Below are 12,804 nucleotides of genomic sequence, written 5' to 3'. Positions count from 1 at the left end.
AGTCTTCTAGCTCAGGCGCATCAGACGAAGAGAGAGGCGTGGACGGAGCCTACAGTTCGACAAAATTGCCCGTAGCAATCTTTGGGCAGCCCCGAGAGCTGCCCTTTGCCCGACGAAGCTTCTGGCCAAGCTCCCAGGCGCCCCACCAAGCCCCTCCTGAACGCCATAGAACCACCCCCGGCAACCAAGTACGGCCCGCTCACCCCTGCCGCGTTACCTTAACTATCCCAACCCTCGCGGAGGGCGCGCCATGGACAAGCTCCGGCTCGATCATCCGGCACGATGGACAACCCAGCGACTGCTGGGCTTGGTCGCAGCCGCCATCGTATGGGCGGTGGCCGCTGCCACACCGCTCCCTGCCCGGGCCGAGGTGTCAATCGACTTGGGCGTCTCCGTGGGCTATCCGCCACCACCCTTGCCGCTCGAGGAGCAGCCGCCCATTCCGGGGTCGGACTACATATGGACACCTGGTTACTGGGCCTGGGGCGATGACGGCTATTACTGGGTGCCGGGTTTCTGGGTGCTGGCGCCGTTTTACGGCGCCTTGTGGACGCCTGCCTATTGGGGCTGGTTTGGACGCGTCTGCGTGTTCCACCCGGGGTACTGGGCGCGCCACGTCGGTTTCTATGGGGGCATCAACTATGGCTTCGGTTACCCGGGTCACGGTTATGTCGGTGGTCGTTGGGGGCCCGGCGGTTTCTATTACAACCGCGCGGTCAATCAGATCCATGATCCCCGGGTCACCAATGTCTACGATGCGAGGGTGGCGAACAATGGCGTGATCAATCGCACCAGTTTCAATGGTGGCCCGGGCGGTACGGTCGCCCAGCCGTCTGCGCAGGACGCGGCCGTTGCACGTGAGGCGCATGTGGCGCCGGTGGCTGCGCAATTGAAACAGGTGGCGACGGCCAATCGGGATCCTTCGATGCGCGCCTCGGTCAATCACGGTGCGCCGCTGGTGGGGGCTACAGCACGAGCGAGTGCCGCCAACAGGCGTGCAAGCGCGCAAGCGATGCCCGTGGCGAATGCGCAGCGCACGCTTCCCGTGGTGCCAAGCTTGCACAGCGCGACGGTGCTCCGCTCGGCGGGTTTTGCGCCACATGCTGCCGGCGCCTCGCAGCGGTCGACGGCCCAGGTCGCGCGGGGGTATGCGCCAGCAAGCAGCAGTGCCATGAGCCACGCGCGAACGCTTCCAACCTATGCGTACCGCCCCGGCAATAGTCAGGTCGCCTACCAAAGGCCTGCTGTGCACGCCGCACCGGCAAGTCGCCCAGTCCACGTTGCAGGGCCAGCACACGCTGGTGGTGGTGGCATGCGTCACTGAAGGATGGCGCAAAAAAATCCGCCGTATCGCATGGCGAGCGGCGGATCGATGATGGGCCGTCAACGGCTTGCGCCGGAGCAGTTGGGGTTCAGGCCAGCGCCAGTCCACGCAATTCGGCGCCTTCCGGCGTGACGCGGAGCACCGAGCCTTGTTCGTACCAGTCGCCAAGCACGATGCGCTCGGCCGGGTGACCGTCCAGATCGAAGCGGTGCGTGGCCGGGCGATGCGTGTGGCCGTGGATCAGCCGGGTCACGCCGGCCTTGCGCATGGTCCCGGCCACGGCGTCGGCGTTGACGTCCATGATGGCTTCCATGGCACTGCCGGTGTGCGCGCGGCTCTCCGCGCGCGCCTTGGCAGCCAGGGCGCGGCGCGCCTCCAGCGGCATGGCCAGCACCTGCGCCTTCCATGCCGGCGAACGCAGCTGCTTGCGCACGGCCTGGTAGGCCACGTCGTCCGTGCACAGCACGTCGCCATGCATCAACAGGGTGGGGCGGCCATAGAGGTCGTGCACGGTGCCGTCGTCGAGCAGGCTGAAACCGGCGCGTTGCGCGAAGTTCTCGCCGAGCAGGAAGTCGCGATTGCCCACGATGAAGTACACCGGCACGCCGCTCTCGCGCAACGCGCGCGTGGCGTTGGCAATGCGGGTGGGAAGTTCGGCATCGTCGTCGTCGCCGACCCAGGCTTCGACCAGGTCGCCGAGGATATAGACGGCATCGGCGGAGCGCGCTTCATCGCCGGCGAGAAAGTCCTCGAACAGGCGGGTGATCTGCGGGCGGCTATCGTCCAGATGCAGGTCAGAGATGAACAGCGTTGCCATCGAGGTGCTCAACCCTTGCTCTTGCCATGCGACTTGTCGCCCTTCGCCGCTTTGTCGGCGGCGGGAGCGGCGGGCTGCGTGCTGCTGTTGGCCGCTGCCGGCGCTTCCTCGCCAACCACGTTGGCGCTGTCGATCACGACCAGCGGGTTGGGCACGTCGCCGGAGAACGGACCGAGGCCGCGCGTCGGCAGCCCGGCAATCTTGTCGACCACATCCATGCCCTTGATGACCTTGCCGAAGACCGCGTAACCCCAGGTCAGGCCACTCTGGTTGCCGACAAAGTCGAGGCGGCGGTTGTCCACCAGGTTGAAGAAGAACTGCGAGGTGCCCGAGTTGGGGTCGGCGCCGCGCGCCACGGCCACGGTGCCGCGCAGGTTGGAAAGGCCGTTGTCGGCTTCGCTGGGAATGGCCGAGCGTGTCCGCTTCGGCTGCAGGTCGCGCGTATACAGGCCGCCTTGCACCAGGTAACCCAGGATCGCGCGATGCATCACCGTGCCGCTGTAGAAGCCGTCGCGCACGTATTGCAGGAAGTTGGCCACGCTCTTCGGTGATTTGTCCGGATAGAGCTCCATCGTGATGTCGCCCTGCGACGTGTGCAGCACCACTTGTGGGTGCGCTTGCGGGACGGGCGCGGTAGCTGGCTTGGTGCTTTGCGCGTTGAGCGCCAGCGGCGAAATCAGCAGGAAGGCGGCGAGCAGGATTCGGGACATGGCGGTCAGGGCGGCGTGTGGCATCCGGACATCATACGCGGCCGAGGCGTGGCATGGCTCGCGGGCTCGACTGGACGTGCTGGCAACAGTCAGGACGGATGGACTTCCAGCAACAGGCCGAGTTCGTTCAAGGGCGCCTGTTCCTGCTCCAGGTCGGCTTCGCTGAGCGGATGCTGGTCCAGCCAGGCCGAGGGCAAGGTCAGGCGCATGCGGTGGCTGGTGGCAGCCAGTTGCATCTGCGGTATCGACTCGGCGCGGCGGGCGCGGCGGAACAGCACGGCCAGGCGCAGCAGGGCGGTGATGTAACGGGCCAACTGGCGATAGCGTTGCGGCAGCGCGGAGAACACCGCCTTGTCGGGCCGGCGCCGGTGCGATTCGACGATGGCGGCCAGCAGCTGCTGTTCCTGCCGGGAGAAGCCGGCCAGGTCCGCATGGCGCAGGATGTATGCGCCGTGATGATGGTGCTGGCTGTGCGCGATGGCGAGGCCGATTTCGTGCACGCGCGACACCCACGACAGCCACTCGCGCGCCTCGCTGTCGAGTTTCCACGAGCGTGCGATCTGGTCGAAGAACATCAGTGCGGTGGATTCGACGCGACGGGCCTGGGCGCGGTCGACGCCATAGCGATTGGCCAGCGAGTCGATGCTGGCCGTACGCGGGTCGGTGCCGCCGGCGCGGCCGATCAGGTCCCACAGCAGGCCTTCGCGCATCGAGCTTTCGCATACGCGCATGCGTTCGATGCCAAGCGCTTCGAAGGCGGCCTCGAAGATCGCCACGCCACCGGCGATCACCGGCGCGCGGTCCTCCGCCAGCCCGGGAAGCTTCAGTGCATTGATTTGTCCCTGCGCCAGCAAGGCGTCGCGCAACTGGGCGAGCGATGCGGGCGTGATGCCATCGTCGGAAAGCTTCATCGCCTGCACGACCGAGCCGATGGCCTTGGCCGTACCCGAGGAGCCGTAGGCTTCGAGCCAGCCGGATTCGCGGAAGTCCTCGGCAAACTGCTGCAGCAACACGCCGATTTCGCCATTGGCGCGCTGCCAGCGTTTGCGATTGAGCTTGCCGCCGGGAAAGAAGCGCAGCGTGGAGGCGATGCAGCCCGCTTGCACGCTTTCCGTGTGCAGCGGGGCGAAGCCGCGCCCGATGATGAACTCGGTACTGCCGCCACCCACGTCGATAATCAGCCGGCTCTCGCGCGAAGCGGGCAGGTCGTGCGAGGAGCCAAGGAAGATCAGGCGGCCCTCCTCGCGACCGGAGACGATTTCCACCGGGTGTCCGAGCGCCGTTTCCGCCGCCGTCAGGAAGGACTGCGGCGAGGCCAGCCGGCGCACGCTGTTGGTCGCCACGGCGCGTACGCGAATCGTGGGGACTCCCGCGATGCGCTGGCCGAAACGGGCCAGGCAATTGAGCGCACGGGCACGATGCTCCGCATCGAGCGTGCCGTCAGCGCGCAGGCCGGCGGCCATGCGCACGGTCTCGCGCAGGCGGTCGATCACCCGCGGCTCGCCGTGCTCCACCCGGGCCACCACCATGTGGTAGCTGTTGGAACCCATGTCCACGGCGGCGATCAGCTCGCCGTCCTTGATCTGGGTCTGATCGCCTTGGCTCATGCGGGGCTCGTTTCGGGCTGCTGAGGGCGGATTCTCTCATGCAGCAGCGGATGCGCGAAACGCTGTTTGTGTGTACAGGAGCTATTTCACGGTCGGTATCAGTTGCGACAGCAGGTACTGTTGGGCGCTGTGCGGTGGCTCGTCGCCCGGCTCGGCGCGGGTGTAACGACCGTGGCCGTCGAGCAGCCACGCCTCGGTGTTGTCAGCCAGATAATTTGCCAGCGTTTCGTCGTAGACACGTTGGGCCAGGGCCGCTTCAAGGATCGGAAACGCGACCTCGATGCGGCGCCTGAGGTTGCGCTCCATCCAGTCCGCGCTGGCGCAATAAAGCTCCGGCGCACCATCGTTGGCGAACCAGTAGACGCGGCTGTGCTCGAGGAAGCGACCGACGATCGAGCGAACGCGGATGCGCTCGGAGATGCCGGGCAGGCCAGGGCGCAGGGTACAGGCGCCGCGCACGATCAGGTCGATCTCCACGCCGGCCTGCGACGCGCGGTACAACGCCTGGATCACGTGCGCCTCGTTGAGCGCATTGAGCTTGGCCACGATGCGCGCCGGGCGCCCCGCTTCTGCGTGGACGGTCTCGCGCTCGATCTTCTCCAGCACGCTGCGGTAGAGCGTGAACGGTGAGTGCAGCAGGTATTTCAACTCGATCACCGGTCCCAGGCCCGACAACTGCTGGAACACCTTGTGCAGGTCTTCGCCGATGCCGGGGTGCGACGTCATCAGGCCGATATCGGTGTAGGTGCGGCTGTTGGCCTGGTGGTAGTTGCCGGTGGACAGGTGCACGTAGCGGCGCAGTACCTCGTCCTCGCGTCGCACGATCAGCAGCATCTTGGCGTGCGTCTTGTAACCGACCACGCCGTAGACCACCTGTACGCCGGCTTCCTGCAGGCGCGTGGCGAGGCGGATATTCGCCTCCTCGTCGAAGCGCGCGCGCAGTTCGATCACCACGGTGACGTCCTTGCCGTTGCGCGCGGCTTCCACCAGCAGGTCCACCAGCGGCGTGTCGACGCCGGCGCGGTACAGGGTCTGCTTGATCGCCAGCACGGCGGGATCCTGGGTCGCCTGGCGCAGCAGATCCACCACGGCGGCGAACGACTCGTAGGGGTGATGCAGCAGCACGTCGCGTTGGCGCAGCACTTCGAACTTGCAGCGGCTGGCATCGAAGGCCGCCGGGAGTTGCGGAATGAAGCGAGGGAACTTCAGCTCTGGACGATCCAGCCCGTCATAGATGGTGCCGGCGCGAATGATGTTGACCGGGCCGTCGCAGCGATAGACGTCCGTCTCTTCCAGCTCGAAATTGGCGATCAGCATGGCCACGATCGCCTTGGGGCAATCGTTGTTGATCTCCAGTCGGACCGGGCGCGCATAGCCGCGTCCCACCAACTCCTCGGTCAGGGCACGGGCGAGATTGTCGACCTCGGCCTCCTCCACCATCAGCTCGCTGTTGCGGGTGACGCGGAACTGATACGAGCCGGCCACCTTGAAGCCCGGGAACATCTGATCGACAAAGCCTTGCAGCAGTTCGGCCAGGAAGACGTAGTTGTCGCCGCCGTCGCAGACTTCGTCGGGCAGGCGCACGATGCGCGGCAGCGATCGCGGTGCGCGCACCAGCGCCATGTGGCCCTCGCGCCCAAAAGCATCGCGGCCTTTCAGAACGACGGCGATGTTCAGGGTCTTGTTGAGGATGCGCGGGAACGGGTGCGCCGGGTCCAGCCCCAGCGGCGAAAGCACCGGCAAGACCTCGTTCTCGAAATAGCCCTGCAGCCAGCGGCGCTGGCGCGTCGTCCAGCGCTTGCGGGTGAGGAAGTGGATGCCCTCAGCGTCGAGCGCCGGGCCGACCTCGTCCTGCCAGGCCACGTATTGTTCCGTCACCAGATCCAGCACGCGCTTGCGGATGCGGGTCAGCAGCTCGCCCGAGGGCAGCCCGTCCGGCCCCGGTGCGGCCGAGCCGAACATGTGGTGATGCTTGAGCATGGCCACGCGCACCTCGAAAAATTCGTCGAGGTTGTTGGCCACGATGCTCAGGTAGCGCAGGCGCTCCAGCAGGGGGACGCGGGCGTCCCGCGCCTGCGCCAGTACGCGGAAATTGAATTCGAGCGCGGCCAGCTCGCGGCTGAAGTAAAGCTCGGGAGCGGCACGATCGGGGACAGGCAAGGGAGTGGCGGGTTTGCGGCGCATTCCGCCATTCTGGCCCAAGCCGCGACTTAGTACATGGCGCAGTGCCGCGTAGCGTGACGGCCGTTCGGTCGCCGCCACGTCGGCGCGTCGCGCTTACTCCGGATCGCCCGGTACGAGCAGGCGTTGGTTGTTGAACCAGCAGGAAAAGGTGGAGCCCTGGCCAGGTTCGCTCTGGATGTCCAGGCGCGCCTGATGCAGGTTCAAGACGTGCTTGACGATGGACAGGCCCAGGCCGGTGCCGCCGCTCTCGCGCGAGCGACTGGACGACACCCGGTAGAAGCGCTCGGTGAGACGCGCCAGGTGCGAAGCGGGGATGCCGTAGCCCGTGTCGGTCACCGAATAGACCGCGCCGTCGGCCGTGCGCCTCCAGCGAATCACGATGCGCCCGCCGGTCGGCGTGTAGCGCACCGCATTGCTGACCAGGTTGGAAAGCGCGCTGTGCAGGTCCTTGGGCGAACCCAGTAGATCGACGTCGGCGGTGGCTTCGAGGGTGACCTGATGGCGGCCCTGGCTGAGCGCTTCGGCTTCCTTGCGCAGGGTGGCCAGCAGCGGCGTCATCGGTACGCGCTCGTCCTGCACGTGCTCCTGGGTTTCCAGGCGCGACAGCGTGAGCAGGTCCTCGACGATCTGTCCCATGCGCTTGGATTGCGCACGCATCTCGTTGAGTACCGGCGCGAGCTCCGGCACATCTTCCGGATCAATCAGTTCGAGATAGCCGTGGATCACCGTCAGCGGCGTGCGCAGTTCGTGCGACACGTTGGCGACGAAGTCGCGGCGAATCTGCTCCAGTCGCGTGAGATGGCTGATGTCCCGCGCCAGCAGCAGGCGCTGGCGGCGACCGAATGGCAGCAAGGTCACGTTGATATGGCGGTTCGGATGGCCCGGCGCGGCGACATCGTTGAGCGGCTCGCGCGCACCTTCCTGCAACCAGGTGGCAAGCTCGGTCGTGCTAAGGCGCTCATCCAGATGCGCGCCGCGGTCCTGCGGGCGACGCAGGCCGAGCAGTTCTTCAGCCGCATGATTGAACCAGCGGACATGCTGCTCGTTATCGAGCAGGACGACCGCATCCGGCAGGCTGCCGGCGGCACTGCGCAGGTCGCGCAAACTGGAGGCAATGCGGCGGGAGCGCGTCATGAAGCGGTCATGTTGGAGGGAAGTCACCGTGGGGCTTGTCGTCATCATGAGCCGTGCTTGATGACGGATTCGGGTCAGTAGCAAGACGATTTCGGCGATCGCGACCAAGGCCACGCCCGTTGCTATGTGGCCACCTGCAAGCCAGCCGACAAAGGCGCCCGCGAGCAAGCCGGCCGCGAGTGCGGCCGGCAGCATCAGGGAGCGGTCGAGGGGCTTTGGCATCGGAGCGTCTAGGGCAAGAGTGCCTGCTGGCGGTCACCCAGCATCGGCAAAAGCCGCCGCGCCCGCAAGAGCGGCGGGTGCGTCAAACGCTGGCGGAGAAGCGATAACCGGCGCCACGCACCGTTTGCACCATGTCATCGAGCTTCCATGGCTCAAGCGTTTTGCGCAGGCGACGGATGTGTACGTCCACCGTGCGTTCTTCCACGTACACGCTGCCGCCCCAGACATGGTCGAGCAGTTGCGCGCGCGAATAGACGCGTTCCGGATGGGTCATGAAGAAGTACAGCAGGCGATATTCGGTGGGCCCGATCGTCACCGGCTCGTCGCCGGCGAACACGCGATGGGCGGGGCCGTCGATGCGCAGCCCGCCGAGCTCCACCATGCCCGAGCCATCGTCGCCCTGGCTGCGACGCAGCACGGCCTTGATGCGGGCAACCAGTTCGCGGGTGGAGAACGGCTTGATCACGTAGTCGTCGACGCCGGCTTCCAGCCCGTTGACGCGGTCCATCTCCTCGCCGCGCGCCGTGAGCATGATGATCGGGACTTCCCGGCTCAGCTCCTCCTTGCGCAGGCGGCGGGCCAGATCCAGGCCGCTGGTGCCCGGCAGCATCCAGTCGAGCAGGATCAGGTCCGGCACCTGTTCGGCGATGGCCAGTTGAGCCGCGCGTGCATCTGCGGCGTGAATAGCGTCCATGCCAGCCTTGCGTAGGGCAAAGGCGACCATGTCGCGGATCGAAGCTTCATCTTCGACGATCAGTATGCGTTTATGCACGCGTGAGTCCGCTTGTATGGCCTATGACGCAATTATTGCAGCGGTATAATGTTACGCCGCGATGACATTTCACACAGTCACAACGTGACGGTGTCGTCTTTAGGTCATTTTGGCGGCTCAACGACCGCCCTGGTCCGCGCTGAAACAGAGCCGCCCCTGGCAGGCGGCGCCGTTCTTCAACGGCTGCTGGCTGCGGCCATCCGGGTTGTCGTCGGTTTGCACTCGCCGCTTGCGCAGCTCCATCACCAGTGGGGTGAGGTCGCTGATGCGGGCCTGGATGCGGGCCCGGGCGTAGTAGTCCAGGTCAGGCCGCTGCAGCAGGCGTTTCAACTGCTCCATGGCGTCAAACGGGCGCCCGGACAGGTAGGAGGCATCGGCAAATGCTTCGCCCGCGCGAATGGGGTCGCCGGCCTTGTCGCTGGCCCGGGCAAAGGTGCGATACAGCTCGGGCTCCTCGTTATTGTCCAGCATGGGCAGCAACATGACGGCCGCCTGCCTGGCCTCGTCCTGGCTGCCGCCTTCGGTGAGGGCCTTGGCGTAACTCATGGCGATGGCGCGGTTGCGAGGGGACTGCGTGTTCAGCTCCGCATACAGCGACAGCGCCTCCGCCCGACGACCGGCCTGGTTCTTGGCGTCGGCCATGGCCAGGCGCAGGACCTGGTTGTCGGGATGCGCGGTCAGCAGGGGCTGCAGTTCGTCCATGGCCTTGGCGCCGCGATTGCTGCGAATAAGTGCCAGGGCGTAGCCATAGTGGTTCGATGGCGTGTTGAAGTCGCGATTCGTTTGCAGGTTGGATGCGTAGTAGGTGGACAGCTGCAGCGCGTCGCCGGATAGCACGCGGATGCGTTCGCGCATCAACAGGAAGGTGTCCAGATCCCCCTTGTGGGTGTTGCTGGACAGGCTGGTGGGGTCCTTCACGTAGAGGATCGGCGCGGTGCTTTTCTCCCACTGGGTCTTGTCCAGCGTGGAGCCCGACGGGCGACGCTTCTGTTCGGCGAGCAGTGCGGCTGCACGGGCCTTGGCGTCGCTGATGCGCGATTGCGTGACCGGATGGTCCTGCAGGAACGAGGGCACATCGCCCAGGTCGCCGCCGGAGCCGACGCGCATGGTGTCTTCCATCCGCCCGAAGAACGAGGCCATCGCGTTGGGGTCGTAGCCGGCGTTGGCAAGCGTCTGGATGCCGGCTCGATCGGCCTCGGTTTCGTCCTTGCGGGTGAAGTTGATCTGGCGCTGCATCAACAGGCCCTGGCCACCCAGCAGGATCGCACCGGCGGCATCGCCGGCACCGGCGCCGGCGCCCGCGGCGATGGCGCCGAGCAGGACCAGCGCCATCAGCGGCGTGTCCTTCTTGGAGGCCTCGAATGCGCGCTCCAGGTGGTTTTGCGTGATGTGCCCGATTTCGTGGGCAATCACGCCGGCCAGCTCACTTTCGCTGTCGGTGATGATGACCAGGCCGGAGTTGACCACGATATAGCCACCCGGCGCCGCAAAGGCGTTGATCACCGGGTCCTTGGCGATGGAAAAGACAAAATGGTCCTTGGGCTTCTCGCTGCCGGCGACCAGGCGATAGCCCAGGTCGTTGATGTAGTCATCCAGCATCGGGTCGTCCACCATCATGTCCAGCGCCCGCATCTGGCGGAGCATGGCGGCACCGTAGTCCTGCGCCTCCTGTGGCGAGATCAGGGCGTTGGCCGAACTGCCCAGATCGGGCAGGCGCACGTCCTTGTCCTGGGCGTTCGCGCTGAGGGTCAGGCCGGCGCAGAGCAGCGCGGTAAGCAGGCGCGACAGCGCAAGCCCGCCCATTGCCCGCGCGCCACCACGCATCTTCTTGCGCTTTTCGAGCCCGGGGGCCGGAGGGTCCAGGCGGGGACTATGAGGTGTGGCTGAAGAGGCGTTGGGCATACGTGGTGACATGCGCATAGGTCAGCGACAATACCACTTGTGACCGTCACTTATGGCGTCGGTTCAGTGTTCCCTTGGCTTGTTTCCAGGGTGGGTTATCCCCATTTTGAAGCGGCCGTATTTTTTCGGTGCCGGAGTTCCCCGTGTCCAAGATCGAGATCTATTCAACTGCTGTTTGCCCTTACTGCGTCTCCGCCAAGAACCTGCTCAAATCCAAGGGACTGGAGTGGAGCGAAGTGCGCATCGATACCGACCCGGGGCAGCGGGAGCTGATGCTGGCGCGCAGCGGTGGCCGCCGCACGGTGCCGCAGATCTTCATCAACGACCAGCACGTGGGCGGTTTTGACGACCTGGTCGCCGCCGATCGCAGCGGAAAGCTGGCCGAACTGCTGGGGGCCAGCGCATGAGCAAGCCCATCGACGAACAGGGCAGCAAGGATCGGGTGGCCGAGTTCACGGCGTTTCGTCATCGCATGAACGAGCGCATCCTGTCGGAAGACAACCAGGTGGTGCGGCGTTTCTTTGCCCTGGATACGCAGACCTACAAGGCCGGTGCGCTGGACGTGAAGACCAAGGAATTGCTGGGTCTGGTGGCGTCCATGGTGCTGCGTTGCGATGACTGCATCAGCTATCACGTGGCTCAATGCAAGGACGTCGGGGTCACGCGCGAGGAGTTCTTCGAAACCTTCAGCGTCGGCCTGGTGGTGGGCGGCTCCATTGTGATCCCGCATCTGCGGCGTGCGGTGGATTTCCTCGACCAGCTCGAGTCGGGCGAGGCGGCGCAGACCGCGGCCGACTGTGCCAGCCATGCGTGAGTGAAGTCCCGGTGGCGGCCACCTCCTTGTCGCCGCCTTGACGCGTACGAGTTTATGCAATGCAGCGTGCGAGGATTTGCAACGGCGGTGCCGTGCTTTTCACTGGCCGTGACGCAGGCCATGGGCGATAATTGACAGGATTTATCACCCTGCAAGCCCCCGCTGCAGGGTTGCGTGATTCCAATTTCAAGGAGTGTCCCCATGAGCAAGACCATTGCCGTGATTCCGGGCGACGGCATCGGCCCCGAAATCATGAACGCTACGCTGCGCGTGCTCGACGCCCTGGACTGCGGTTTGTCCTACGAGTTCGTCGAGGCCGGCATGGTTGCGCTGGAGAAGCATGGCGACCTCCTGCCGCAGGCGACGCTGGACTCCATTGCCAAGCACAAGGTGGCACTGAAGGGTCCGCTGACCACGCCGGTAGGTGGTGGGTTCACCTCGATCAATGTCACGCTGCGTCGTCATTTCGACCTGTACGCCAATGTACGTCCGGCGATCAGCTTCCCGGGCACCAAGGCGCGCTTCGAGAACATCGACATCATCACGGTGCGCGAGAACACCGAAGGCGCGTATCTGTCCGAAGGCCAGACGCTGTCGGAAGATGGCGAGACCGCGATCTCGATGGTGCGCAACACCCGCAAGGGCAGCAGCCGCATCGTGCGTTACGCCTTCGAGCTGGCTGTGAAGAAGGGCCGCAAGAAGGTGACGGCCGTGCATAAGGCCAACATCATCAAGACCGCGTCGGGCCTGTTCCTCAATGTGGCCCGTGAGATCGCCAAGGAATATCCGCAGATCGAGTTCAACGAGATGATCGTGGACAACGCCTGCATGCAGCTGGTGATGAAGCCGGAGCAGTTCGACGTCATCGTCACCACCAACCTGTTCGGCGACATCCTGTCGGATCTGTGTGCCGGCCTGGTCGGCGGCCTGGGTCTCGCCCCGGGCGACAACATCGGTGCCGAGGCGGCCATTTTCGAAGCCGTGCATGGTTCGGCTCCGGACATCGCCGGCAAGGGCATTGCCAATCCGTGCGCGCTGCTGCTGGCGGCGGCCGACATGCTCGATCACCTGGGCATGGTGGACAAGGGCGACAAGATGCGCAACGCGATCCGCGACACCATGACCCATGATCGCGACAGCGTGACGCCGGACCTGGGCGGCAAGGGCAGCACCTCCAGCTTTGGCGACGCCATCGTCAAGCGCGTGCGCGCCGCCTGAGTCCTCGTTTCCAGTTTCGGAAAGCCCCTCTTCGCGAGGGGCTTTTTTATTGCGAAATTTTTCGCGGGCGAACGCGTGAAAGCGCGTTTTTCTGCGGCTT

11 protein-coding genes are annotated in these 12,804 nt (G+C 65.4%); 4 read left to right on the top strand and 7 right to left on the bottom strand.

Annotated elements, in window-relative coordinates:
• Positions 1-250: 250 nt before the first annotated feature.
• On the top strand, positions 251-1,324 hold the full coding sequence (locus OUZ49_RS10645) for a YXWGXW repeat-containing protein (protein ID WP_266150362.1): 1,074 nt from the start codon (positions 251-253) through the stop codon (positions 1,322-1,324).
• Positions 1,325-1,412: 88 nt separating this feature from the next.
• On the opposite strand, the gene OUZ49_RS10640 is transcribed toward OUZ49_RS10645, so the two are convergent.
• The 7 genes from OUZ49_RS10640 to OUZ49_RS10610 all read right to left on the bottom strand — a co-directional run bounded on the left by OUZ49_RS10640 (position 1,413) and on the right by OUZ49_RS10610 (position 10,573).
• Positions 1,413-2,141 carry a UDP-2,3-diacylglucosamine diphosphatase gene (locus OUZ49_RS10640; RefSeq protein WP_266150361.1) on the bottom strand — a complete coding sequence of 243 codons (729 nt, stop codon included), beginning with the start codon at positions 2,139-2,141 and terminating at the stop codon, positions 1,413-1,415.
• Between the two features lie 8 nt (positions 2,142-2,149).
• The gene (locus tag OUZ49_RS10635) at positions 2,150-2,851 is read right to left on the bottom strand and encodes a peptidylprolyl isomerase (RefSeq protein WP_266150437.1); all 702 of its coding nucleotides are present in this window, start codon (positions 2,849-2,851) and stop codon (positions 2,150-2,152) included.
• Between the two features lie 89 nt (positions 2,852-2,940).
• Positions 2,941-4,458 carry a Ppx/GppA phosphatase family protein gene (locus OUZ49_RS10630; RefSeq protein WP_266150360.1) on the bottom strand — a complete coding sequence of 506 codons (1,518 nt, stop codon included), beginning with the start codon at positions 4,456-4,458 and terminating at the stop codon, positions 2,941-2,943.
• Between the two features lie 81 nt (positions 4,459-4,539).
• Positions 4,540-6,642 (bottom strand): polyphosphate kinase 1, encoded by a 2,103-nt coding sequence (ppk1, locus tag OUZ49_RS10625; protein ID WP_266150359.1) that lies wholly within the window; start codon positions 6,640-6,642, stop codon positions 4,540-4,542.
• Between the two features lie 93 nt (positions 6,643-6,735).
• Positions 6,736-7,998 (bottom strand): phosphate regulon sensor histidine kinase PhoR, encoded by a 1,263-nt coding sequence (phoR, locus tag OUZ49_RS10620; RefSeq protein ID WP_380004411.1) that lies wholly within the window; start codon positions 7,996-7,998, stop codon positions 6,736-6,738.
• An 82-nt stretch (positions 7,999-8,080) separates the two neighbouring features.
• Positions 8,081-8,770, bottom strand: coding sequence for a phosphate regulon transcriptional regulator PhoB (gene phoB, locus OUZ49_RS10615; protein WP_266150358.1), 690 nt, complete (start codon positions 8,768-8,770; stop codon positions 8,081-8,083).
• A 117-nt stretch (positions 8,771-8,887) separates the two neighbouring features.
• The gene (locus tag OUZ49_RS10610; protein ID WP_266150356.1) at positions 8,888-10,573 is read right to left on the bottom strand and encodes a M48 family metalloprotease; all 1,686 of its coding nucleotides are present in this window, start codon (positions 10,571-10,573) and stop codon (positions 8,888-8,890) included.
• 242 nt (positions 10,574-10,815) lie between these two features.
• Here OUZ49_RS10610 and grxC point away from each other — a divergent pair, with 242 nt between their 5' ends.
• The 3 genes from grxC to OUZ49_RS10595 all read left to right on the top strand — a co-directional run bounded on the left by grxC (position 10,816) and on the right by OUZ49_RS10595 (position 12,704).
• A complete protein-coding gene (grxC, locus tag OUZ49_RS10605; protein WP_266150355.1) occupies positions 10,816-11,079 on the top strand; it encodes a glutaredoxin 3 in 264 nt (87 codons plus the stop codon).
• Complete coding sequence (locus tag OUZ49_RS10600) at positions 11,076-11,486, top strand: carboxymuconolactone decarboxylase family protein (RefSeq protein ID WP_266150354.1); 411 nt, start codon at positions 11,076-11,078, stop codon at positions 11,484-11,486. Before grxC ends, OUZ49_RS10600 begins: the two co-directional genes overlap by 4 nt.
• A gap of 201 nt (positions 11,487-11,687) precedes the next feature.
• Positions 11,688-12,704: an isocitrate dehydrogenase gene (locus tag OUZ49_RS10595; RefSeq protein ID WP_266150353.1), complete on the top strand. Its 1,017-nt coding sequence runs from the start codon at positions 11,688-11,690 to the stop codon at positions 12,702-12,704.
• The last annotated feature ends 100 nt before the right edge of the window (positions 12,705-12,804 follow it).

Origin of the sequence: Dyella halodurans (assembly GCF_026283925.1) — a bacterium.
GTDB lineage: Bacteria > Pseudomonadota > Gammaproteobacteria > Xanthomonadales > Rhodanobacteraceae > Dyella > Dyella halodurans.
The sequence above is the reverse complement of the archived record's forward strand: the minus strand, read 5'-3'. Positions and strand labels throughout refer to the sequence as shown.

Coding starts and splice junctions, on each gene's coding strand:
- OUZ49_RS10645 (WP_266150362.1), top strand. CDS start 251: ATGGACAAGCTCCGGCTCGATCATCCGGCACGATGGACAACCCAGCGA.
- OUZ49_RS10640 (WP_266150361.1), bottom strand. CDS start 2,141: ATGGCAACGCTGTTCATCTCTGACCTGCATCTGGACGATAGCCGCCCG.
- OUZ49_RS10635 (WP_266150437.1), bottom strand. CDS start 2,851: ATGTCCCGAATCCTGCTCGCCGCCTTCCTGCTGATTTCGCCGCTGGCG.
- OUZ49_RS10630 (WP_266150360.1), bottom strand. CDS start 4,458: ATGAGCCAAGGCGATCAGACCCAGATCAAGGACGGCGAGCTGATCGCC.
- ppk1 (WP_266150359.1), bottom strand. CDS start 6,642: ATGCGCCGCAAACCCGCCACTCCCTTGCCTGTCCCCGATCGTGCCGCT.
- phoR (WP_380004411.1), bottom strand. CDS start 7,998: ATGCCAAAGCCCCTCGACCGCTCCCTGATGCTGCCGGCCGCACTCGCG.
- OUZ49_RS10610 (WP_266150356.1), bottom strand. CDS start 10,573: ATGGGCGGGCTTGCGCTGTCGCGCCTGCTTACCGCGCTGCTCTGCGCC.
- OUZ49_RS10600 (WP_266150354.1), top strand. CDS start 11,076: ATGAGCAAGCCCATCGACGAACAGGGCAGCAAGGATCGGGTGGCCGAG.
- OUZ49_RS10595 (WP_266150353.1), top strand. CDS start 11,688: ATGAGCAAGACCATTGCCGTGATTCCGGGCGACGGCATCGGCCCCGAA.